This window comes from Shewanella sp. 5S214 (assembly GCF_041439795.1).
Taxonomy (GTDB): Bacteria; Pseudomonadota; Gammaproteobacteria; order Enterobacterales; family Shewanellaceae; genus Shewanella; species Shewanella vesiculosa.
The window spans coordinates 152,017-174,945 of record NZ_JBGOOV010000002.1 but is presented as its reverse complement, the minus strand read 5'-3'; the positions used below and the strand labels follow the sequence as shown (position 1 = coordinate 174,945).

General features: G+C 42.5%; 16 protein-coding genes. 15 read left to right on the top strand and 1 reads right to left on the bottom strand.

The genetic code is table 11. The features are described from left to right. Nucleotides 1-79: 79 nt before the first annotated feature. The 4 genes from ACED29_RS02045 to ACED29_RS02030 all read left to right on the top strand — a co-directional run bounded on the left by ACED29_RS02045 (nucleotide 80) and on the right by ACED29_RS02030 (nucleotide 6,435). Nucleotides 80-1,621 carry a leucyl aminopeptidase family protein gene (locus ACED29_RS02045; protein WP_371696865.1) on the top strand — a complete coding sequence of 514 codons (1,542 nt, stop codon included), beginning with the start codon at nucleotides 80-82 and terminating at the stop codon, nucleotides 1,619-1,621. Nucleotides 1,622-2,467: 846 nt separating this feature from the next. Then, complete coding sequence (locus ACED29_RS02040) at nucleotides 2,468-3,757, top strand: NCS2 family permease (RefSeq protein ID WP_124017660.1); 1,290 nt, start codon at nucleotides 2,468-2,470, stop codon at nucleotides 3,755-3,757. 283 nt (nucleotides 3,758-4,040) lie between these two features. Next, entirely contained in the window at nucleotides 4,041-5,150 is a 1,110-nt protein-coding gene (proB, locus tag ACED29_RS02035; RefSeq protein WP_124017659.1) for a glutamate 5-kinase, read from the top strand. 10 nt (nucleotides 5,151-5,160) lie between these two features. After that, entirely contained in the window at nucleotides 5,161-6,435 is a 1,275-nt protein-coding gene (locus tag ACED29_RS02030; protein WP_371696863.1) for a glutamate-5-semialdehyde dehydrogenase, read from the top strand. Nucleotides 6,436-6,537: 102 nt separating this feature from the next. Here ACED29_RS02030 and ACED29_RS02025 read toward each other — a convergent pair whose 3' ends face one another. Next, complete coding sequence (locus ACED29_RS02025) at nucleotides 6,538-6,873, bottom strand: hypothetical protein (protein ID WP_124017657.1); 336 nt, start codon at nucleotides 6,871-6,873, stop codon at nucleotides 6,538-6,540. Between the two features lie 688 nt (nucleotides 6,874-7,561). On the opposite strand from ACED29_RS02025, the gene dnaK reads away from it, so the two are divergent. The 11 genes from dnaK to secD all read left to right on the top strand — a co-directional run bounded on the left by dnaK (nucleotide 7,562) and on the right by secD (nucleotide 22,928). Then, nucleotides 7,562-9,478, top strand: coding sequence for a molecular chaperone DnaK (gene dnaK, locus ACED29_RS02020; protein WP_124017656.1), 1,917 nt, complete (start codon nucleotides 7,562-7,564; stop codon nucleotides 9,476-9,478). A 111-nt stretch (nucleotides 9,479-9,589) separates the two neighbouring features. Beyond that, nucleotides 9,590-10,717: a molecular chaperone DnaJ gene (gene dnaJ / locus ACED29_RS02015; RefSeq protein ID WP_124017655.1), complete on the top strand. Its 1,128-nt coding sequence runs from the start codon at nucleotides 9,590-9,592 to the stop codon at nucleotides 10,715-10,717. Nucleotides 10,718-10,927: 210 nt separating this feature from the next. Further along, the gene (locus ACED29_RS02010; protein ID WP_371696860.1) at nucleotides 10,928-12,160 is read left to right on the top strand and encodes a DEAD/DEAH box helicase; all 1,233 of its coding nucleotides are present in this window, start codon (nucleotides 10,928-10,930) and stop codon (nucleotides 12,158-12,160) included. A gap of 110 nt (nucleotides 12,161-12,270) precedes the next feature. Next, nucleotides 12,271-13,077 (top strand): M48 family metallopeptidase, encoded by an 807-nt coding sequence (locus ACED29_RS02005; protein ID WP_371696859.1) that lies wholly within the window; start codon nucleotides 12,271-12,273, stop codon nucleotides 13,075-13,077. Nucleotides 13,078-13,156: 79 nt separating this feature from the next. Next, nucleotides 13,157-13,774, top strand: coding sequence for an FKBP-type peptidyl-prolyl cis-trans isomerase (locus ACED29_RS02000; protein ID WP_124017652.1), 618 nt, complete (start codon nucleotides 13,157-13,159; stop codon nucleotides 13,772-13,774). A gap of 83 nt (nucleotides 13,775-13,857) precedes the next feature. Next, on the top strand, nucleotides 13,858-14,670 hold the full coding sequence (dapB, locus tag ACED29_RS01995; protein WP_124017651.1) for a 4-hydroxy-tetrahydrodipicolinate reductase: 813 nt from the start codon (nucleotides 13,858-13,860) through the stop codon (nucleotides 14,668-14,670). Nucleotides 14,671-14,845: 175 nt separating this feature from the next. Further along, nucleotides 14,846-16,003 carry a glutamine-hydrolyzing carbamoyl-phosphate synthase small subunit gene (gene carA, locus ACED29_RS01990; RefSeq protein ID WP_124017650.1) on the top strand — a complete coding sequence of 386 codons (1,158 nt, stop codon included), beginning with the start codon at nucleotides 14,846-14,848 and terminating at the stop codon, nucleotides 16,001-16,003. A 23-nt stretch (nucleotides 16,004-16,026) separates the two neighbouring features. Continuing rightward, nucleotides 16,027-19,248, top strand: coding sequence for a carbamoyl-phosphate synthase large subunit (gene carB, locus ACED29_RS01985; protein ID WP_182697854.1), 3,222 nt, complete (start codon nucleotides 16,027-16,029; stop codon nucleotides 19,246-19,248). Between the two features lie 230 nt (nucleotides 19,249-19,478). Next, complete coding sequence (gene greA / locus ACED29_RS01980) at nucleotides 19,479-19,955, top strand: transcription elongation factor GreA (protein WP_124017648.1); 477 nt, start codon at nucleotides 19,479-19,481, stop codon at nucleotides 19,953-19,955. Between the two features lie 411 nt (nucleotides 19,956-20,366). After that, nucleotides 20,367-20,978 (top strand): hypothetical protein, encoded by a 612-nt coding sequence (locus ACED29_RS01975; protein ID WP_182754909.1) that lies wholly within the window; start codon nucleotides 20,367-20,369, stop codon nucleotides 20,976-20,978. 144 nt (nucleotides 20,979-21,122) lie between these two features. Next, a complete protein-coding gene (gene secD / locus ACED29_RS01970) occupies nucleotides 21,123-22,928 on the top strand; it encodes a protein translocase subunit SecD (RefSeq protein WP_347689511.1) in 1,806 nt (601 codons plus the stop codon). The last annotated feature ends 1 nt before the right edge of the window (nucleotide 22,929 follow it).

Genomic DNA, 22,929 nt, shown 5'->3' with positions numbered 1-22,929 from the left:
GCCAAGGTTTAGTCCACAAATCTGTAAATAATTATGAACCCACTAATTTATCTGTATTCCTAAAGAGTAAGGATCTTGTATGACCCAAGTGAATAAAGCGGTTACCGCGTTCCAAGTGCCAATTATTGATGTCACAAGTGATGGGGCTATTTTTGAAGGCGAAGGTTGGGATGCTGTTGTCGTGATAGCGACGAGTTTAGCTGAGATTAAACAAGATGAAGTGAGTTTGCTTGCTGCACACGCTCGCCAAATTGATATGCGTGTCGGTAAAAGTGCCACGCTCCTTTTTGCACCAGGGTTGGCCGGTGGTCGATTGATCATCTCTCCAGTGGCTGATAGCGGCAATGAGTATAGCGATGTGAGGATTTTTGCCAAAGCTGCTCGAGAAGGGATTGCCATTGCTAAAGCCGCAGGTGCCACTAAACCTTTATTAGTTGTACCAAGTGTAACTGACAAGCGTTTTGCTAATGCTGAACAAGTTGCCGCACTGGCGTGTGGACAAGAGCTTTGGCAACCGTTAGAAGCACGAGAAGCAAAGTCTTTGCCATCGAGTTTAACCGCGATTGGACTATTGAATACCGCCACCCATAGTTTATTACTTAATGCGGCAGAGTCTGGACGAGTATTGGCGCGCGATCTTTGTGGTACAGAACCTGAGCGTATGTCGGCTATTGGGTTTGCACAATATTGTGTTGATGCTTTTGCTGATAGCGGTTTGGCTGTATCTGTGATTGATCAAGCCGAGCAGTTAAAAGCGCAATACCCATTATTAAGCGCTGTTGGCAGAAGCTCTTTTGATGTGGCTCGTCATCATCCACGAGTGGTAAAGCTTGAATATGTTGGTGAAGGCACTATTACCAAAACCTTATTCTTTGCGGGTAAAGGCGTGGTTTACGACACTGGTGGCGCTGATGTTAAAGTTGCCGGGTCAATGGCTGGCATGAGCCGTGATAAAGGTGGCGCAGCTGCGGTTGCCGGTTTAATGAAGGCGCTATCGATACTTAAACCTAAAGGGATCAAAGTGGTCGCCGAGCTTGGATTAGTGAGAAACAGTATTGGCAGTGATGCATTTGTTACCGATGAAATTATTGCCAGTCACGCAGGTGTACGAGTCCGTATAGGTAATACCGATGCTGAAGGGCGTTTAGTGCTAGCCGATTTGTTATCCCATTTACGTTTACAGGCTCAAACTGCGGTGAATCCACAATTGTTTTCGGTGGCGACGTTAACCGGTCATGTTGTTCGAGCCTACGGTGGTTACCCTGCATTAGTTGAAAATAGCGCGGCTAAAAAGCAAGGTGTTGCAGCAACATTAGCTGAAGTGGGGCAATTATGGGGGGAACCATTTGAGGTTTCACAATTACGTCCGGAAGACTTTGATAAAGTTGCCGATAAAAATGGCGCTGCAGATGTGGTGTCATCGAATAATGGTCCGTCTTCAATTACGGCTCGTGGGCATCAATATCCTGCCGCTTTCTTGATAAAAGCGTCTGGATTAGCCGAAACAGAACTGGCATTTACCCATATCGATATTGCAGGCAGTGCTGTTGAGGGCGATCCTCTCTACGGAAAGCCAACTGCAAGCCCTTTGGTTGCTTTATTACAGTTTTCCTTTTTGTAGGTGAAGAATAATTAAGTTGTTGTAATTATTGGTATTATTTTGATAGTTACATGCCGATAACAATGGGTTAACATAGTTTCAATTAGAAATTATTGTAATTAAATCACTTTTAATGAAGTTTTTGTGAATTAAAGCAAATAATACTTGTAATTAAATTACAGTTTTGTATAATTCATTTCGTCGGCAAGGATTATCATTGCCGGCTCTAGTTAATCCAGGATGGATATAGCCTCCAAGGATCTGAGTGACAAGTTGTCTCAATGGATTTGAGAAATGTACGTTCCAGGGAACCGAGCCAAGCTTTACTAGGTTTATGCAACTTAACTTTATTCAGGAGAAGACCATGTCTTATACAGGTAGCAGCAAATTTTATTGGCAAAACACTTGGTTTGCTGATGTGACAGTTTTACGTGGCGGTATATTCGCCATGAAACGTTAAGAATTGACCCTCTTTACGTCGTTTTAATATCCATCAACCTTTTGTTCGTCTCGTTTGACGGTTTAGACAAGGTAATAAACTAATAGATTTATTACCACATCACATTCAGTGGTGCTAGCTTTCCTTTCCCCATACGGAATGCTTGTAACATGTCTGCCTACTCTTTTGAGTAGGCTTTTTTTTACCTGAAATTTAGCCAATTGGTTAGTGCGTTATATAAAAAACTGAAATCTTTCAATAAAAAGGCAATTGATAGCTATCAAGGTCGTAAGTACTTATAATTTCCCGCTGATTCACACCTATCCTGCGTAAAGATGTCGGCTTAGCATGTAAGCATGCCTTATCCTCATCTGTAACGATTAAAACGATAAACTCAACGTTAACCTTTGCCCAAGGACCTTCGCTCCATGTTAGAAAAATTATTTAAACTTAAACAACACAACACGAGTCTTAAACAAGAAGCGATAGCCGGTCTTACTACTTTCTTAACCATGGCCTACATTATTTTCGTCAACCCTATGATGCTTGCTGATGCAGGAATGGATCATGGTGCGGTATTTGTTGCCACATGTTTAGCCGCTGCCATAGGGTGCTTAGTTATGGGCTTATTGGCTAATTACCCTATCGCATTAGCGCCTGGTATGGGGCTTAATGCTTTTTTCACTTACACTGTAGTAGGTGAAATGGGTTATAGCTGGGAAACGGCCCTTGGTGCGGTGTTCATGTCTGGGGTGTGCTTCTTAATTCTATCTCTAGTTAGGATCCGCGAGTGGATTGTTAACTGTATTCCTATGTCATTGCGATTTGGTATCGCGGCAGGTATTGGTTTATTTTTAGCATTAATTGGCTTGAAAAATGCCGGCATTGTTGTGGCAAGTCCTGCAACATTAGTGACTATGGGTGACATTACCTCATTTCCAGCCTTGATGGCGGCGTTAGGTTTCTTCTTAATTATTGCTATGGTGCATCGTGGCCTGAAAGCGGCAGTTATTTTTAGTATTTTGATCGTGACGGCTCTCGGCATGATTTTTGGTGACGTACAGTATCAAGGCTTAGTTGCTATGCCACCGTCTATTGCTCCTACATTCATGAAAATGGACTTGTCTAGTGTATTAGAAATTAGCATGTTATCTGTCGTCTTTGCTTTTTTGTTTGTTGATTTATTCGATACATCCGGCACCTTAGTTGCTGTTGCACAACGGGGAGGATTACTGGATGAAAAAGGCCGCTTGCCGCGAGTTAAACGTGCATTAACAGCAGACAGTGTTGCCACCATTACCGGTGCGGCATTGGGTACATCAACGACGACTAGCTATATTGAAAGTATTGCAGGGGTAAGTGCTGGCGGCCGCACAGGTTTAACCGCTGTGGTGGTTGGATTGTTGTTTGTTGCGGCGTTATTTTTATCGCCGCTAGCTGCTATGGTGCCAGCTTATGCAACAACTGGTACCTTGTTTTACGTGGCTATTTTAATGATGTCTGGTCTGGTGAATGTTGATTGGGAAGATATAACGGAAGCCGCTCCAGTGGTGGTGACATGTTTATTAATGCCGTTAACTTTCTCTATTGCCAATGCTATTGGCCTTGGGTTTATTTCTTACGCTGCAATCAAATTGATGACAGGACGTTTTAAAGATTTAAATTCAGGTATTTTAGTTGTAGCAGCATTGTTTGTGGCGAAATTTATTTATAGTTAATCCGTTGCCCATCAATAGGGTAAATGGTTATAAATTGGCTTAGGCCAATACAAAAAAGGGCTATTAGCCCTTTTTTTGTTTTTCTAATAAGGCGCCAATAGCCAAGCTATTTAAGCTTAATGAAACTGAGTTAGCAGGATTAGAGACTGTTTGATAACCATTTATTAACCTGAAAATAGTTAATCTCGATAAATATTCCACTATTAGCGGCTTTCACTATGAATTATCGAGTGAATTGGGTATAAAAATGAACTGAATATTTTTTGCAAGCTGAGTGAGATAAATGGGTTATCGCCGCGTAGTAGTTAAGTTAGGCACCAGCGTGCTGACATCTGGCAGTAAAAAGCTCGATAAAGCACATATGGTTGAATTGGCCAGGCAAATGGCCTCGCTTATGCGTTCAGGCGTTGAAGTTGTATTGTGTACATCGGGCGCAATAGCTGCTGGGCGAGAGCATTTACATTATCCGGTGTTGCCCGACACTATGGCGAATAAACAGTTACTTGCAGCTGTAGGTCAAAGTCAGTTAATTTTGGCGTGGTCACAATTGTTCAGTATTTACGGCTTACATGTTGGCCAGTTATTGTTAACTCGTGCTGATTTGCAAGATCGCGAACGTTATTTAAATGCCCGTGACACTTTAAATGCATTATTAGCTCATAATATTATCCCGATCATTAATGAAAATGATGCCGTTGCCACCAATGAAATTAAGGTGGGTGATAATGATAATTTGTCCGCCCGTGCAGCCTTGCTTTGCGATGCTGATTTACTGATCTTACTGACTGACCAAAAAGGCTTATTTGATGCCGATCCGCGCACGCATCCAGAAGCACAGTTGATTAAACAAGTTGTTAATATCGACGACAGTTTGCGTTTGTTAGCTGGCGGTTCTGTGTCTGGACTTGGAACGGGTGGTATGGCAACCAAACTAGAAGCTGCCGATGTGGCTCGCCGTGCGGGTATTGAAGTGGTCATCGCTTCCGGTCATCATCCTGATGTTATCGCCAGAGTAGCGGCTAGAGAGTCTGTTGGTACTCATTTTAGTGCCATAGAAAATCCATTAGAAAGTCGCAAGCAATGGATCCTTGCCGGCCCAGCTTCGCAAGGTAAATTAGTCATTGATGCTGGAGCATCGGTTGCCGTCGTTGCTAATGGTCGTAGCTTATTGTCCAAAGGTATTATTGATGTAGAAGGTCATTTTGAGCGCGGTGCGACTTTACTGATCGTGAATCAAATCGGTAAGATTTTAGCTAAAGGCATTAGCCGTTATTGTGCCAATGATTTAATTAAAATTAGCGGTAAACACTCTGATGACATAGAAAGTTTACTCGGCTATAACTACGGTGATGCTGTTGTTCATCGCAATGATATGGTCGTACTCGATAATTAAGGATAAGCAGATGTCAGCCACAAAAACAGAATATTTAACCCTACTCGGCCAACGCGCTAAAGCTGCTAGTTTTATCTTAGCGAGTTTAACGGCAAAACAGAAAAACCTGTTGTTAGCAACTATTGCCGATTACTTAGCTCAGCGTAAAGATGATATTTTACAAGCCAATGCACAAGATATCATTGCTGCGAAGCAAAGTGGTTTAACCGAAGCCATGATAGATAGGTTGATGCTGGACGAAGGACGGCTTGGCGGGATTATCGCTGACATTGATAATGTCATCGCCCTAGCTGACCCTGTCGGTAAAGAAGCTGAAAGTCGAGTATTAGATAACGGCTTACGCTTAACTCGTCGCAGTGTCCCATTAGGGGTAGTGGGAGTGATTTATGAGGCTCGGCCAAATGTCACCGTTGATATTGCTGTGTTAGCGTTAAAGACTGGCAATGCCGTGATTTTGCGCGGCGGTAAAGAAACCCTGACCTCCAATAAAGTGCTAAGTGAAGTCATTCGAGATGCACTCGTGAGCCTAGATTTACCTAAAGATGCCGTGCAGCTTATTGATTCACCTGAGCGAAGTCTTGTTAGTGGTTTGCTCAGGCTCGACAAATATGTCGATATGATTATCCCCCGTGGTGGACAAAATCTGCAGCGGTTGTGTGCTGAACAATCGAGTATTCCAGTCATTCTAGGTGGGATTGGTATCTGTCATTTATTGGTTGATAAACAGGCCGATTTAGTCCGTGCAATTGATGTGATTGCTAACGCTAAAGTGCAACGCCCAACAGTGTGTAATGCCTTAGATACATTGCTAATACATCAACAGGTAGCCGCTGAATTTATTCCAAATATTGCCTCACATTTACATTCGCTTGGGGTACGTTTCCATGCTTGTGCCATTGCCTTACCTTATCTTGACGGTCTAGGTTTTGATGTTACTCCAGCGCATGATGAGTCGTTCTCAACCGAGTGGTTATCACTTACGTTAGGGATCAAAGTGGTCAATGATATTGACGAAGCGGTGGAGCATATTCGTCAATATTCGACAGGACACTCTGAGGCTATTTTAACGGATAACATTCACACAGCGAGCGACTTTATGAATCAAGTTGATTCCGCTGCAGTGTATGTGAATGCCAGTACTCGTTTTACAGATGGCTCACAGTTTGGTCTTGGCGCAGAAGTTGCCGTGAGTACCCAAAAATTGCATGCTCGTGGTCCCATGGCGTTAGATGCTTTGACGACGTATAAGTGGCTCGCCTGGGGCGATTATACTTGTAGACAATAACTGATTGGGTGATGGTCTTCATGATAATAAGGGCGCTGTTAAGCGTCCTTATTATTGATAATTTGTGAATGTAGAGCTGGTTTTTGACAATCAAATAGCGCATTACATATTATAAATAAGATGGCTTGGCATTGCGGATTCATTCAAGCGTTCATAGGTGGTTAACAACCAAATCACAAAAAATGCTCCGGTCATTAATATGGCTACAATTCTAAATGCTTGAGCGTATTCCATTACATAGGTGAAATAGCGACGCTGTACCGCATTGGTCATAAACGTGGCTATCAGTGAAAACACGCTTAAATACATCGCTGGATATTGAGTGGAGCTCATGCCACAAAACTTTTCATAGATAAGGATTAATGCCACAACGATTAAAATAATAATGCGTATTTTACGTTCCGTGTTATCACTTAAATTCCATCTTGGCAGTCCCATTGCCTACTACCTCTTCAATTAATTGCATTTTGATTGTTTTCTAAGCATCTTTGATACTTTTATAACTTTAGTTGTGTTTTTATCAAATGAATAGCGTTATTTAATGCTTATCTAACGCTGTTTAATATCCTGACAATAAGTTCTGCTGATATGGTTAGCTAATATGGGGAGGATTAAAACATACCCGAGTGCCTATTCTCTTTGAGCTAGCTGATGTTAGCCATCGGTAAACTCGGCTGCAAAGGTCAGTCATCACTGCCTATGTAACGTTGGATTATTTGAGACTAATATTCGAGCAGTTCATGCTGTTATAAGACGTAAAAGGCTTAAGGGGTAATAGTAAAAGACATGGCAAAGCTTGCGCCTTGTTACAGCTAACCAAAATAAAATAGCCTCACGTTGCAGTGGTAACCTCGACAATACAATTATTTAAGCTGTTGTTGTTAGTTGAAGAGAAAACCCCTTCGCATCATTGATGCTGCGTCAATAATATCAGTAAAACACGATAAATTTTTAGCATTCCCCTTGTAATTCACTTTGCTGTCCCAATATAGGTATCAAGGCTGATATGAGTGGTTAATATGAATCTCAAGTTAAGCAATAAAATGCTTGAAATACTGGTTGTTCATCCCCATATCAACATCAAATAACATATTTGCGACGAATAACGTCAATTTCGGAGGACCCCATGGGCAAAATTATTGGTATCGATTTAGGCACAACAAACTCGTGTGTAGCAGTCCTTGATGGCGGCAAAGCACGCGTAATTGAAAACGCAGAGGGTGATCGCACAACCCCTTCAATCATCGCGTACACCGATGATGAAATTATTGTTGGCCAACCTGCTAAGCGTCAAGCTGTTACTAACCCTGCAAACACATTTTTTGCGATTAAGCGTTTAATCGGCCGTCGTTTTAAAGACGATGAAGTGCAACGTGATGTAAACATCATGCCATTCAAAATTATTGGCGCTGATAACGGTGATGCATGGGTTGAGTCTCGTGGTAATAAAATGGCACCACCACAAGTGTCGGCTGAAATCTTGAAAAAGATGAAAAAGACAGCTGAAGACTTTTTAGGTGAAGAAGTGACTGAAGCGGTTATTACTGTTCCTGCTTACTTTAACGATTCACAACGTCAAGCAACTAAAGATGCTGGCCGTATCGCAGGTCTTGATGTTAAGCGTATCATCAACGAACCAACGGCTGCTGCACTTGCCTATGGTATCGATAAGAAGCAAGGCGACAACGTCGTTGCCGTTTACGATTTAGGTGGTGGTACATTTGATATCTCTATCATCGAAATCGACAGTAATGATGGTGACCAAACATTTGAAGTGTTAGCAACCAATGGTGACACTCATTTAGGTGGTGAAGATTTCGATAACCGCTTAATCAACTATTTAGCTGACGAATTTAAGAAAGACCAAGGCTTAGATCTTCGTAGAGATCCTCTAGCGATGCAACGTTTGAAAGAAGCTGCTGAAAAAGCAAAAATCGAGCTTTCAAGCACTAACCATACTGAAGTTAACTTGCCTTACATCACTGCAGATGCATCAGGCCCTAAACATTTAGTGGTTAAAATTACTCGCTCTAAATTAGAGTCATTAGTTGAAGACTTAATTCAACGTACTTTAGAGCCGTTAAAAGTTGCCCTAGCTGACGCTGATTTAAAAGTATCAGACATCAATGAAGTGATTCTTGTTGGTGGTCAAACTCGTATGCCTAAAGTACAAGAAGCGGTAACTAACTTCTTCGGCAAAGAGCCACGTAAAGACGTCAACCCTGATGAAGCGGTTGCAGTTGGCGCGGCGATTCAAGCTGGCGTACTTTCAGGTGAAGTGAAAGACGTATTGCTACTTGACGTTACACCATTGTCTCTTGGTATTGAAACCATGGGCAGTGTGATGACTAAGCTTATCGATAAAAACACCACTATCCCGACTAAAGCTCAGCAAGTATTCTCAACCGCTGACGACAACCAAAGTGCCGTGACCATTCACGTACTTCAAGGTGAGCGTAAGCAAGCGAGTGCAAACAAGTCTTTAGGTCAATTTAACCTTGAAGGTATTGAGCCTGCACCACGTGGCCAGCCACAAGTTGAAGTGATGTTCGACATCGATGCTGATGGTATCTTACATGTGTCTGCAACAGACAAGAAAACAGGTAAGAAACAAAACATTACCATTAAAGCCTCTTCTGGTTTGTCTGATGAAGAAGTAGAGCAAATGGTACGTGATGCCGAAGCTCATGCTGACGAAGATGCGAAATTTGAAGAGTTAGTAAAAGCGCGTAATCAAGCCGATGGTTTAGCTCATTCAACTAGAAAACAAGTTGAAGAAGCTGGTGATGCTTTAGCAAGCGATGAAAAAGAAAAGATTGAAGCGGCAATTGCAACTTTAGAAACGGCTATTAAAGGCAAAGATAAAGAAGCAATGGACACTGCAACTCAAGCTCTTATCGAAGCGTCTGCTAAGTTAATGGAAATTGCTCAAGCTAAAGCGCAAGGCGAAGCTGAAGGCCAAGCGCAAGATGCTGGCCAATCTAAGCCTGCTGATGATGTTGTTGATGCTGAGTTCGAAGAAGTTAAAGACGACAAAAAGTAATTAACCATTTCAGTTAGTTACTTTAAAAGCGGGCGTTGAGGCTATCCTCACACGCCCGTTTGTATAAATTAAGTTTAACAACTTACTCACACCTTCGAGAAACAGAACACTATGTCAAAGCGTGATTATTACGAAGTTCTCGGTGTTGGACGTGACACCAGTGAACGCGAAATTAAAAAAGCGTACAAACGCTTAGCGATGAAATTTCACCCAGATCGTAATCCGGGTGATAAAGCCGCAGAAGCCAGCTTTAAAGAAATTAAAGAAGCGTACGAAATTTTAACCGACAGCGACAAGAAAGCTGCATATGATCAATTTGGTCATGCTGGCGTCGATCCTAATCGTGGTGGACACGGCGGTGGCCAAGGTGATTTTGGCGATATCTTTGGTGATGTTTTTGGTGATATTTTTGGTGGCGGTCGCCGCGGTGGTCAACGTCAGGCTGCACGTGGTAGTGACTTACGCTACAACCTTGAATTATCTTTAGAAGAAGCTGTCCGTGGTTTAACCAAAGAATTACGCATTCCGACACTCGCTGCATGTGATTTGTGTGATGGTAGTGGCGCTAAAAAAGGCACCTCTGCAACCACATGTGGCACTTGTCATGGTCAAGGCCAAGTGCAAATGCGCCAAGGTTTCTTTGCTGTTCAGCAAGCGTGTCCTACTTGTCATGGTCGCGGTAAAATTATTAAAGATCCTTGTGGCAAATGTCATGGCGAAGGCCGAGTCGAGAAAAGCAAAACTCTGTCAGTTAAAATTCCAGCCGGTGTTGATACAGGCGATCGTATTCGTTTAACCGGTGAAGGTGAAGCGGGCGAGTTTGGTGCACCTCCTGGCGATTTATATGTGCAGGTTAGTGTACGTGAACATGCCATCTTTACTCGTGATGCCAATAACTTATACTGTGAAGTGCCTATTTCATTTAGTAAAGCGGCATTAGGCGGCGAGATTGAAGTACCGACATTAGACGGTAAAGTTAGCCTTAAAATCCCAACAGAAACCCAAACTGGGCGTATGTTCCGCTTGCGTGGTAAAGGGGTTAAGTCGGTTCGTAGCCATGCCGTTGGTGACTTGTTGTGTAAAGTGGTCATGGAAACACCGGTTAACTTGAATGACAAACAAAAAGAGTTATTGCGTGAGTTTGAAGCGACCTTAACTGGCGAGTCAAAAAAGCACAGCCCTAAAGCGGAAGGTTTTTTTGATGGCGTAAAAAAGTTTTTTCAAGACTTAAACAGTTAGTATCGTTCCATTAAACGTGACTATCATGAAAGGCTGTTTACTTTAGGTAAACAGCCTTTTTTATTGACTGGTATAATCAGGTACTAAAAGGTGACATGTTATAGCTCTGCAGATGACGTCAATGTCTGTCTAGTTCATGGCGAACACATTTTTAGCGATACAATTTTTTAGCAACTTATTTAGCTGTTTTTTTACCATTAGGCGTTATGTATGTCATTTTCTGTATTCCAGCTCAATCCAACATTATTAACCGCATTACCGCCAGCAGTGACTGAGCCTAGTCGCGTTCAGCAATTAGCGATCCCTGCAATATTGACTGGGCAAGATGTCTTGGCATTGGCGCAAACCGGTAGCGGTAAAACCTATGCTTATGGTTTACCACTTTTACAGCGCTTGAGTCTGTCTCCAGAGGTTGGTCTTTCTGCGGTGGTCATTGTGCCAACTCGAGAATTAGCTTCACAAGTGATGCAAGATTTAGCCCCGTTAGCGCAAGCATTAAATTTACGCGTCGATATGCTATGCGGCGGCCAAGCAATTGAATTGCAGGTAGAGCGATTGACACAACCTGCTAACCTTATTGTTGCGACCCCAGGGCGCTTATTAGCGTTAGCGCAGCAAGGTGTTATTCAGTTTGAACATCTGCAAAGCTTAGTGCTTGATGAAGCTGATAGATTATTGGACATGGGTTTTATTGGTGACATTAATGCGCTAATCGCAATGATGCCAACTGGACAGCGTTTATTATTTTCGGCCACATTGCCTGAGCCATTAACCACATTAGCCGAGCAAGTTTTGACGACAGCACACGTGCGTATTCAAGCGCATGTGATCAATAGTGCTGTGGCTGATATCGCTCAAACCTTATATCATGTAAATAAAGGCAGTAAAGCAAAAGCACTGATCCACTTAATTACTTTGCACCAATGGTCACAGGTGTTGGTATTTGTTAATGCTAAAGATGATGTCGATTCATTATGTAAAAAATTAGTCAAAGCGGGTATTAATGCCGCGGCACTTCATGGTGATAAAGAACAAGCTGTGCGAAGCCAAACTTTGGAGCAGTTTAAAAATCAACAGTTAACAGTACTAGTGGCTACCGATGTATTATCTCGTGGTATCCATATTGACGCTCTACCTGTGGTCATAAATGTTGATTTACCTAGCCAGGCCGCTGTCTATGTACATCGTATAGGACGAACTGCACGGGCAGGATTAAGTGGTGTTGCCTTGTCATTAGTGAGTCATGCTGAGTTATTAAGCTTGGATGCTATTAGGTTGTTAACAAGGCAAGCGTTACCGTTAACTGAACTCGCTGGTTTTGCCGTAACAGATAAGCCAACGAGTGAAGCCAGTAAGCGAGCGCCTCGCGATAAACAAGCTAATCGTCGTACTGCGAACAAACGCAGTATTAGTGATTTTACCAAACGCAAGCCGACTTGTTAATGCGAGCTGAGATTAGATATTGTAAGTGATGCATTCGCGCTAAAGACTGGTATAAAATAAGCTAATGCTGGATTAGCTTTTTGATTCAATAATGTTTAAGGGATGACAACATGAAACCTCTCGCACTAACCCTATTTGTTGCTGCTTTATTAGTGGGCTGTGTCAATAGTCAATCGCCCACGGGGCGAGGGCAGACCTTATTGTTTTCTGATACACAGATGCAGCAAATGGGTGGTCAGTCGTTTGAGGCAATGAAACAAAGTGAAAAAATAAGTCAAAATAAAGCCCAAACTGACTATGTCAATTGTATTGCTAAGCGTATCACAGCAGTATTACCTGATCAGTCTCAACAATGGGACGTAGTGGTATTTGATTCAGACCAGGTTAATGCTTTTGCATTACCGGGCGGTCATATTGGTGTCTATACCGGTTTATTGAAGGTCGCCGTTAATCAAGATCAACTTGCTACTGTGATGGGGCATGAAGTGGCACATGTGTTAGCGCAACATGGAAATGAGCAAGTATCTCGCGCCCAGCTTACTGGTTTGGGTATGCAAGCCGCCGATGCAGCGATAGGCGCATCTGGAATTGCTAATAAAGATCTGTACATGGCCGGACTTGGCTTAGGGTCAAAAGTCGGCATTATTTTACCCTTTGGCCGCAGTCAAGAGTCTGAAGCTGATATTGTAGGTTTAGAGCTAATGGCTAAAGCGGGATTTAATCCGGCGCAAAGCATTGCTTTGTGGCAAAATATGGCCAAGGCTGGTGGTGCACAAGGGCCTGAGCTGTTGTCGACTCATCCGTCACACAGTCATCGAATTGAAGACTTACAAGCGGCGCAAAATCAAGTGATGCCGCTTTATACACAGGCAAGAAAACAGTCTTTGACTGAGTGTAAAATTGCTCAAGTTAAATAGCGTTTTTTGCCAACATTGACGGAGTTTATTGTGATAAACTCTGGTGCGAATTTTTTATGTTTATTGAGAGAAAATTATTATGTCAGATTTGTTCAGCACTATGGAACAGCATGCTAGCTACGGTGTAGGTCGTCAAATGGGCGAGCAGCTAGCGGCAAACTCTTTTGAAGGTATTGATATCCCGGCTGTTCAAGCTGGTCTTGCTGATGCATTTGCCGGTAAAGAAAGCGCAGTATCAATGGAAGAGCTTCAAGTTGCATTTACTGAAATTAGTCGTCGTTTACAAGAAGCTCAAGAAGCTGCTGCTGAAGCCGCTGCTGCTGAAGGCGAAACATTCTTAGCTGAAAACGCTAAGCGTGACGGTATTACGATTACTGAGTCTGGTCTTCAATACGAAGTACTTGTTCAAGGTGACGGCGAAAAGCCTACCTATGATTCAACTGTACGTACTCACTACCATGGTACATTTATCAGTGGTGATGTTTTCGACAGCTCTGTTGCTCGTGGCCAGCCTGCTGAGTTCCCGGTATCAGGTGTGATAGCTGGTTGGACTGAGGCATTACAGTTAATGCCTGTTGGCACTAAGCTTAAATTATATGTCCCGCATCACTTGGCTTATGGTGAGCGTGGCGCGGGTGCTTCAATCCCGCCTTATTCAGCTTTGGTCTTCGAAGTTGAATTGTTAGAAATTATCTAGTTATTAAAAACGCCTAAGTTAACTTAGGCGTTTTTGTATATGCTGTTTTTAGGTTTATCTTTAGTTAACACTGGGAGAAATAAATGACTGCAAAAGTGAGAATTGCTGTAGTTGGTGCCAGTGGCCGTATGGGCCGTACACTGATTGAATCTGCTAGACAGCAACAAGTCATCGTACTTGGCGCAGCGATAGATCGTACAGGCTCTAGTTTAGTCGGTATTGATGCCGGTGTGCTTGCTGGTGTTGGTGCAATGGACGTTGTTATTACCGATTCACTAGATAACGTAGTGAACGATTTTGACGTTCTGATTGATTTTACCTCACCAGAGTCTTCAATCATTCATCTTGATTGGTGTGCTAAAAATCACAAAGCCATTGTCATCGGTACAACTGGGTTCAATCATGCTCAAAAAGAGCTCATTGGTGCCTATTCAGAACAAGTACCTGTGGTATTAGCACCTAATATGTCTGTTGGTGTTAATGTGATGTGGAAGCTACTTGCACTTGCCACTGAAGTGATGGGTGATTATACCGATATCGAAATAATCGAAGCTCATCATCGTCATAAAAAAGATGCACCGTCAGGCACCGCGCTCAAAATGGGTGAGATTATTGCTCAAACATTAGGCCGTGATTTAGACCAATGTGCGGTATTTGGACGTGAAGGTATTACTGGTGAACGCGACCGTAATACCATAGGTTTTGCTACTGTTCGCGCTGGTGATATTGTTGGTGAACATACCGCTATGTTTGCTGACATAGGCGAGCGGTTAGAAATAACCCACAAAGCATCGAGCAGAATGACCTTTGCGAATGGGGCTATGAGAGCGGCTTTTTGGCTCTCAGATCAAAATGCTGGTCTATACGACATGCAGCAAGTACTAGGGTTGAATTAGCAACTAAAAACACCATTCGTTGGTGTTTTTTTTTGAAAACAATCCTGCAAAATATAGACGTAAAAACGAATTTCTTATACAATCGCTAGAATTTGCCAAAATTTCGTAATTTAACGGAAATTGGTATTTTTAGTGCAAAATAAAAAACACATAATTTAAGTGGCTTGGCTCTTTTCTGGAGGTCGCGTTGACACAGTCTGCCTTACTCGTACTCGAAGATGGAACCGTATTCTCTGGTACCGCAATTGGTGCTACCGGTATCTCTGTTGGTGAAGTGGTATTTAATACTTCAATGACAGGTTATCAAGAGATTCTTACGGATCCTTCATATTCACGCCAAATAGTAACATTAACCTATCCTCACATCGGTAACACAGGTACTAATGATGAAGACACTGAATCGGATTCGGTTCATGCATGTGGCTTAATCATTCGTGACTTACCGCTTATGGCGAGTAATTTTCGTAACCAACAATCATTAAGCGATTATTTAAAAGCAAATAATGTTGTTGGTATCGCTGATATTGATACTCGCAAACTAACTCGTATTTTGCGTGAAAAAGGCGCTCAAGCCGGTTGCATTATGGTCGGCAACCTAGATGAAGCGAAGGCACTTGCAGCTGCAAAAGCATTTCCAGGCTTAAAAGGTATGGATTTAGCTAAAGAAGTGACTACCGATAAAGCCTATACATGGCGCAATGGTAGCTGGAAATTAGTCGGTGGTTTACCGTCTGAAACACCAGAAGCTGAACTCAAATATAAAATTGTTGCCTACGATTACGGTGTAAAACGTAATATTTTACGTATGTTGGTTGACCGTGGTTGTGATGTCACCGTGGTACCTGCGCAAACTTCTGCTGCAGACGTACTTGCGATGAATCCTGATGGAGTATTTCTGTCAAATGGTCCTGGCGACCCTGAGCCATGTGATTACGCGATTACCGCCATCCAGCAAATTTTGAAAACAGAAATCCCTGTTTTTGGTATTTGTCTTGGCCATCAATTATTAGCATTAGCCTCAGGCGCAAAAACCTTAAAGATGAAATTTGGTCACCATGGTGCAAACCACCCAGTGAGCAATGTTGAAAAAGGCAACGTGATGATCACCAGTCAAAACCACGGTTTTGCTGCTGATGAAACCACGCTACCTGCTAATATCAAGGTGACGCATAAATCGTTATTTGATGGATCATTACAAGGCATTCATCTAACGGATAAACCCGCATTTAGCTTCCAGGGTCACCCTGAAGCGAGCCCTGGGCCAACCGATGCCGCGCCTCTGTTCGATCATTTCATCGAGCTTATAGAACAATACCGTCAGCACGCCAAGTAGTTATCTGGGAGAAGACAGAAGCAATGCCAAAACGTACAGATATAAAAAGTATTCTTATCCTAGGTGCCGGTCCAATTGTTATTGGTCAGGCGTGTGAGTTTGATTATTCAGGTGCGCAAGCTTGTAAAGCACTTCGTGAAGAAGGCTATCGCGTTATTCTGGTCAACTCTAATCCAGCAACGATTATGACCGACCCAGAAATGGCCGATGCAACCTATGTCGAGCCAATTCATTGGGAAGTCGTACGCAACATTATTGCCAAAGAGCGTCCAGATGCCATTCTCCCGACTATGGGTGGACAAACCGCACTGAACTGCGCACTTCAGCTTGAGGCAAAAGGCGTACTAAAAGAGTTTAATGTTGAAATGATTGGTGCGACAGCAGATGCGATTGATAAAGCTGAAGACCGTAGTCGTTTCGACAAAGCGATGAAATCCATTGGTTTAGACTGCCCGCGTGCGGGTATTGCTCATAACATGGATGAAGCTTATGGCGTATTAGATATGGTGGGCTTCCCCTGTATTATTCGTCCGTCTTTCACCATGGGTGGCAGCGGCGGTGGTATTGCCTACAACAAAGAAGAGTTTGAAGAGATTTGTTCTCAAGGCTTAGATTTGTCGCCAACTAACGAATTATTGATCGATGAATCATTAATTGGTTGGAAAGAATATGAAATGGAAGTGGTTCGTGACCGCAACGATAACTGTATTATCGTCTGTACTATCGAAAACTTCGATGCGATGGGGGTTCACACCGGTGATTCAATCACTGTCGCTCCAGCACAAACGCTAACCGACAAAGAATATCAATTAATGCGTAACGCTTCGATAGCGGTACTGCGTGAAATTGGTGTTGAAACTGGTGGCTCAAACGTACAATTTGGTATTTGTCCTAATACTGGCCGCATGGTCATTATTGAGATGAATCCACGGGTATCTCGCTCATCAGCATTGGCCTCTAAAGCAACCGGTTTCCCGATTGCTAAAATCGCGGCTAAATTAGCTGTGGGTTACACTTTAGACGAGCTAAGCAACGACATTACTGGCGGTAAAACACCAGCATCGTTTGAACCTGCTATCGACTATGTTGTGACTAAAATACCGCGCTTTAACTTTGAAAAGTTTGCCGGTGCAAACGACCGTTTAACCACTCAAATGAAGTCTGTTGGTGAAGTCATGGCAATCGGCCGTACTTTCCAAGAGTCATTGCAAAAAGCGTTACGCGGACTTGAAGTGGGTCGTAACGGTTTTGATTCTGTGGTGGATTTACAATCACCAGAAGCCATGCAACGTATTCGTCATGAACTTAAAGAGCCAGGTTGTGACCGCATTTGGTACATAGCTGATGCATTTCGTGCCGGTTTAAGCCGTGACGAAATCTTCACGTTGACGAATGTCGACCATTGGTTCTTGGTTCAAATTGAAGATTTGATTACCCATGAAGCCAAAGTGGCTGAGCTTGGTATGTCAGGTTTAGAGCAAAACTATTTACGTCAATTAAAGCGTAAAGGGTTCTCTGATGCGCGTTTAGCTGCTGTGTTAGGTGTCAATGAAAACGAGATTCGTAAACTACGTTATCGACATGAAATTTACCCAGTTTATAAGCGAGTCGATACTTGTGCTGCTGAATTCTCAACCGATACCGCGTACATGTATTCAACGTACGAAGAAGAATGTGAAGCTAACCCATCGAACCGTGAAAAGATCATGATTCTGGGCGGTGGTCCAAACCGTATTGGTCAAGGTATTGAGTTTGATTACTGTTGTGTGCATGCTGCATTAGCCTTACGTGAAGACGGTTATGAAACCATCATGGTTAACTGTAACCCTGAAACCGTATCAACCGACTACGATACCTCTGATCGCCTATACTTTGAACCTGTCACCTTGGAAGACGTGCTCGAAATCGTGCGTATCGAAAAGCCAAAAGGCGTTATTGTTCAATACGGTGGTCAAACTCCGCTTAAACTCGCGCGCGAGTTAGAAGCCGCAGGTGTGCCAATTATTGGTACTAGCCCTGATGCGATTGACCGTGCAGAAGACCGCGAACGTTTCCAACAAGCAATTCAACGTTTAAACATGAAGCAGCCAGAAAATGCCACTGTAACGACTGTTGAAAGTGCGGTGATTGAAGCTGAAAAAATTGGTTATCCGTTAGTGGTGCGTCCATCTTATGTATTGGGCGGTCGTGCGATGGAAATCGTCTACGACAAGCAAGATTTACTGCGTTACTTCAATGAAGCCGTTAAAGTGTCTAATGCATCGCCTGTATTACTCGATCACTTCTTAGATGATGCGATTGAAGTCGATATTGATGCAGTATGTGACGGCGAAACCGTGGTTGTTGGCGCTATTATGGAGCATATTGAACAAGCAGGCGTTCACTCTGGTGACTCAGGTTGTTCATTACCACCTTACACCTTAAGTGCTGATGTTCAGGCGAGAATGCGCGAGCAAGTGTCAAAACTGGCTTTTGAGTTAGGCGTAATCGGCTTAATGAACGTGCAATTTGCGGTAAAAGATAACGAAATCTACATGATTGAAGTTAACCCGCGCGCTGCCCGTACCGTGCCATTTGTATCTAAAGCAACAGGCGTTCCTTTAGCTAAAATTGCTGCACGTGTGATGGCTGGTCAAAGCTTAATTTCACAAAACTTTACCAAAGAAGTGATCCCACCTTATTTCTCGGTAAAAGAAGTTGTATTGCCGTTTAATAAATTCCCAGGCGTTGATCCACTCTTAGGCCCAGAAATGCGCTCAACGGGTGAAGTGATGGGCGTGGGTGATACATTTGCTGAAGCCTATGCTAAAGCACAGCTTGGTGCCACATCTGAAGTGCCTAAGTCTGGGCGTGCGTTACTCTCTGTTCGTAACAGTGATAAAAAACGTGTTGCTGACTTAGCCTCTAAGCTGATTGAGTTAGGCTATGAAATTGATGCCACTCACGGCACTGCGATTATTTTAGGTGAAGCAGGGATTAATCCTCGCTTAGTTAACAAAGTACATGAAGGTCGTCCACACATTCTTGATCGTATTAAAAATGGTGAATATACCTACATTGTTAACACTACTGAAGGTCGTCAAGCAATTGAAGATTCTCGCCAGATCCGTCGTGGAGCATTGCGCTACAAAGTGAATTACACGACGACATTAAATGCTGCCTTTGCGACCTGTTTGGCGCATTCAGCAGATGATCGTATCAAGGTGACATCTTTGCAAGAACTGCACAAACGCATAAAAAGTTAGTTTTTATTGCGAAGGAATGACTAAGGTCGCCTTTTGGCGACCTTTTTTATGACATTTTGATGATGGATGACTAGCAAGTCTGTAAAAGCTTAGGTAAGCTGTCAGACATCATCGAAAAGATGCATCCTAGATACGTACGCTAAGTCGATTGCGTACTTCCAACTGAATTTTTACTGTGTTGACTTTCGTCAGCACGGGATGCTTTTGTTTTTAAAGGAGACAAAGACATTATGAGTAAGGTCCCAATGACGGTAGTTGGCGCAGATCAATTACGTAAAGAAGTTGAATTTTTAAAGTTCGATCGCCGCCCAAAAATTACCGAAGCAATTGCTTCTGCTCGTGAATTAGGTGATTTAAAAGAAAATGCTGAATATCACGCTGCCCGTGAAGATCAGGGTATTTGTGAAGCGCGTATTCGTGACATTGAAGGTAAGTTGTCTAACGCTCAAATCATTGATGTTACCAAATTAGAAAATACTGGCCGAGTGATTTTTGGTACGACAGTGACTATTTTAAATATCGATACTGATGCTGAAGTGACTTATCGCATTGTTGGTGATGATGAAGCTGATATTAAGCAAAATTTAATTTCTGTTAATTCACCGATTGCACGTGGGTTAATTGGCAAAAGTGAAGGCGATGAAGTCTCGATTACCACTCCAGGTGGTTTGACTGACTATGAAGTCATTGCCGTTAAATATCTTTAAGTGTGGATTGTTATTGAGCATAACTAATATTTAACAGTATGTTTTATCTATTATATTAAAGCTGATGACCAAATATTAAGCATTAAATTTTTTGCACAACTTAATACCGACATTAATAACACATCACTTTAGCGAGCACTAAATAGCATACTGTTTAGTGCTTTTTTATTGTCATGAAATACAGTACCTATGTGCTGATGACGATAAAACATGTAAAAAAATTCATTTGCACATTAAAGGTGCAATGGATATCATCCATTTAGTTTACAATGCTGTTACATTTTACCGTATGAAGTCTAATATACTTTGCAATATTACGTTTAAAATATAGGTTTAAAAATCATTTTGTGATGATGTAAAAATAGAATATGCAGATTGTGTATCTGAATTGCTTGATTAAATAAGGTCATTATGACGTTTCCGTGGGCTCGTATACTACTAATGCTGGTAATTGTGGGGTTGTGTTCAATCTTCCTCATCAATAGCCGTGTGTTGGTTTTAGCATCGTTGCCATTTACCACGACTACGGCACATTCTTGTTCTTATAATATCGACACACACTCAGATGATCGTATCTGTGATCAACCAATGAGTTCAGCTAACGTTGATATTATCCTGTCTTCAGTCAAAGGCATTGATCGCTCAATTGACCGTCATGATGCAAATAGTATTACCGCGTTAAATCACACCCTCATCGATGGTAATAGTTCACTGCTGGGCTATGTTGGTAATATCTCTTCAACCAACTCTATCTCTGCAGAATCTAATTCTAAAGACATTCATTATGTGCCCACTTATTCGTCGCGATATATCAGTATTGTTCAACACGAGTCTGATGAGTTAAAGCCCAATTATTTATTGGCTTACGAATTTATCTCTCCACCTGTTCCAAGTTTAACCATAGGGTATCAAATTAACTTTAGTCCGCAATTGGACTGGGTTTTATCCACAGCTTCAGCTCCTTCAAGACTTTCCGCCTGGAAAGAGTCTAATTTACTTTTCGTCCATTCCCATACCTGTTAGCCATATTCTGCCTTGATGATAAACGCCATTAGCTTTGCTAATGAGTTTTACTGTGGGTCGATGGGTTAGGTCAATTGCGCCTCATCACTCGCTATGCATTTTTATCGTGGCTTAAATAGCCTCGATCTAGTGAGATCAAGAGTTATGAAATCAAAAACGAAACAGCTAAATCATTATTCTCAATGGAAATACTGGTTATTAATTACCACATTAATCATCTTATTTATGAGCGCATTACCATCTTGGTATGGCGAAGATCCTGCTGTACAACTTGGTGTAAAGCCAAGCCAATCTATAACAGCAGAACAAGTTGATTATGCGCTACACCAGGTAGGCATAAAGAGTAAACGTATTGAGCAACAACAAGATAGTTTACTGGTGGTGCTAGATAACCCTGATATGCAGGCCCAAGCTAAAAAGGCTTTAGCTGAGCAGTTTGAGCATCAAGCTCAAGTGACATTAGCCTTAGCGCCTGTTGCACCTCACTGGCTATTAAACCTAGGTGTTAAACCGATAAAGCTGGGTTTAGATTTACGCGGTGGAGTACAATTTTTATTGGATGTAGATCTTGATTTAGTGTTTCAAAACCAGGCGATTATGCTTGGTGATGCCGTGAAGCAATTTGCTACTGATCAGCATATCAGTAACGTTATGGTTCGTTCTGGTGATGGCGCTACATTGAGTATTGAGATTGCTGATGAACCGTCTCGAGCCCAGCTAAGACAATTTATTGCACAGCAGTATCCATTATGGCAAGTAAGTGGTCACCAACAAATACTCACTGTTAGTTTGTCTCAACATGAACAACTTAAATTGACCAATGTGACTGTGCAGCAAAACTTGCAAATTATGCGTAGCCGGATAGAGGAACTGGGGATAACCGAAGCGCTCGTTCAACGCCAAGGTGATCATCGGATCCGTATTGAGTTACCTGGAGTACAAGATCCTGCCACCGCTAAAAACGTTATTGGTGCAACGGCCAGTTTAGCATTTTATCCTTTACTACCAACGGGTTCTGTAAACGCTGTGGTCATTAACGACCAACATGATAAACCCGTGTACGTATCGAGAAAGCCAGTACTGGGAGGCGATCATATTATTGATGCTAGAGCGACTACTGGTGATTTTGGCATGGCGAAAGTCAACATTAGTCTCGACGCTGCAGGCGGTAAGTTAATGTCTGATTTCTCGCGCGACAACATAGGTAAACCTATGGCGACCGCATACAGTGAATATAGCCGAGATGAGGCGGGTAAAGCTCGACAAACAACGCAAATCATTAGTGTTGCCACCATACAAAGTCAACTGGGTAATCGGTTTGAAATTACCGGTTCAGGCAGCCATCAAGAGGCACAGCAGCTTGCGTTATTGCTAAGAGCAGGTTCCATGACAGCACCGGTGACGATTGTAGAAGAACGCACAATAGGACCAAGCTTAGGTGCTGAAAACATTGTCAACGGATTTGCAGCGTTAGCATTAGGTATGTCAGTAACATTATTGTTTATGGCCTGTTGGTATCGCCGTTTAGGCTGGATTGCTAATGTGGCGTTAATTGCCAACATGACGATGTTATTTGGCTTACTAGCCCTTATTCCAGGGGCAGTATTAACCTTACCAGGTATTGCGGGGTTAGTGCTTACTGTTGGTATGGCGGTTGATACTAATGTGCTTATTTTTGAGCGAATAAAAGAAAAGTTAGCTGAAGGTCGCAGCTTTGCCAGCGCTATAGATGTGGGATTTGATAGTGCATTCTCAACCATATTTGATGCTAATTTTACCACTATGATCACCGCCGTTGTGCTGTTCTCTATTGGTAATGGCCCTATTCAAGGCTTTGCATTGACCTTAGGCTTAGGGCTATTAACCAGCATGTTTACCGGCATTTTTGCCTCGAGAGCATTAATCAATTTAGTTTATGGCCGCGACACTCGCCGCGCAATTAAGGTGTAAT

Excerpts from the sequence above, each read along its gene's own strand:
- ACED29_RS02010 (WP_371696860.1), top strand. The coding sequence starts at position 10,928 with ATGTCATTTTCTGTATTCCAGCTCAATCCAACATTATTAACCGCATTA.
- proB (WP_124017659.1), top strand. The coding sequence starts at position 4,041 with ATGGGTTATCGCCGCGTAGTAGTTAAGTTAGGCACCAGCGTGCTGACA.
- secD (WP_347689511.1), top strand. The coding sequence starts at position 21,123 with ATGAAATCAAAAACGAAACAGCTAAATCATTATTCTCAATGGAAATAC.
- dnaK (WP_124017656.1), top strand. The coding sequence starts at position 7,562 with ATGGGCAAAATTATTGGTATCGATTTAGGCACAACAAACTCGTGTGTA.
- ACED29_RS02025 (WP_124017657.1), bottom strand. The coding sequence starts at position 6,873 with ATGGGACTGCCAAGATGGAATTTAAGTGATAACACGGAACGTAAAATA.
- ACED29_RS02045 (WP_371696865.1), top strand. The coding sequence starts at position 80 with ATGACCCAAGTGAATAAAGCGGTTACCGCGTTCCAAGTGCCAATTATT.
- dnaJ (WP_124017655.1), top strand. The coding sequence starts at position 9,590 with ATGTCAAAGCGTGATTATTACGAAGTTCTCGGTGTTGGACGTGACACC.
- carB (WP_182697854.1), top strand. The coding sequence starts at position 16,027 with ATGCCAAAACGTACAGATATAAAAAGTATTCTTATCCTAGGTGCCGGT.
- ACED29_RS02040 (WP_124017660.1), top strand. The coding sequence starts at position 2,468 with ATGTTAGAAAAATTATTTAAACTTAAACAACACAACACGAGTCTTAAA.
- ACED29_RS02005 (WP_371696859.1), top strand. The coding sequence starts at position 12,271 with ATGAAACCTCTCGCACTAACCCTATTTGTTGCTGCTTTATTAGTGGGC.
- ACED29_RS02000 (WP_124017652.1), top strand. The coding sequence starts at position 13,157 with ATGTCAGATTTGTTCAGCACTATGGAACAGCATGCTAGCTACGGTGTA.
- ACED29_RS01975 (WP_182754909.1), top strand. The coding sequence starts at position 20,367 with ATGACGTTTCCGTGGGCTCGTATACTACTAATGCTGGTAATTGTGGGG.
- greA (WP_124017648.1), top strand. The coding sequence starts at position 19,479 with ATGAGTAAGGTCCCAATGACGGTAGTTGGCGCAGATCAATTACGTAAA.
- dapB (WP_124017651.1), top strand. The coding sequence starts at position 13,858 with ATGACTGCAAAAGTGAGAATTGCTGTAGTTGGTGCCAGTGGCCGTATG.
- ACED29_RS02030 (WP_371696863.1), top strand. The coding sequence starts at position 5,161 with ATGTCAGCCACAAAAACAGAATATTTAACCCTACTCGGCCAACGCGCT.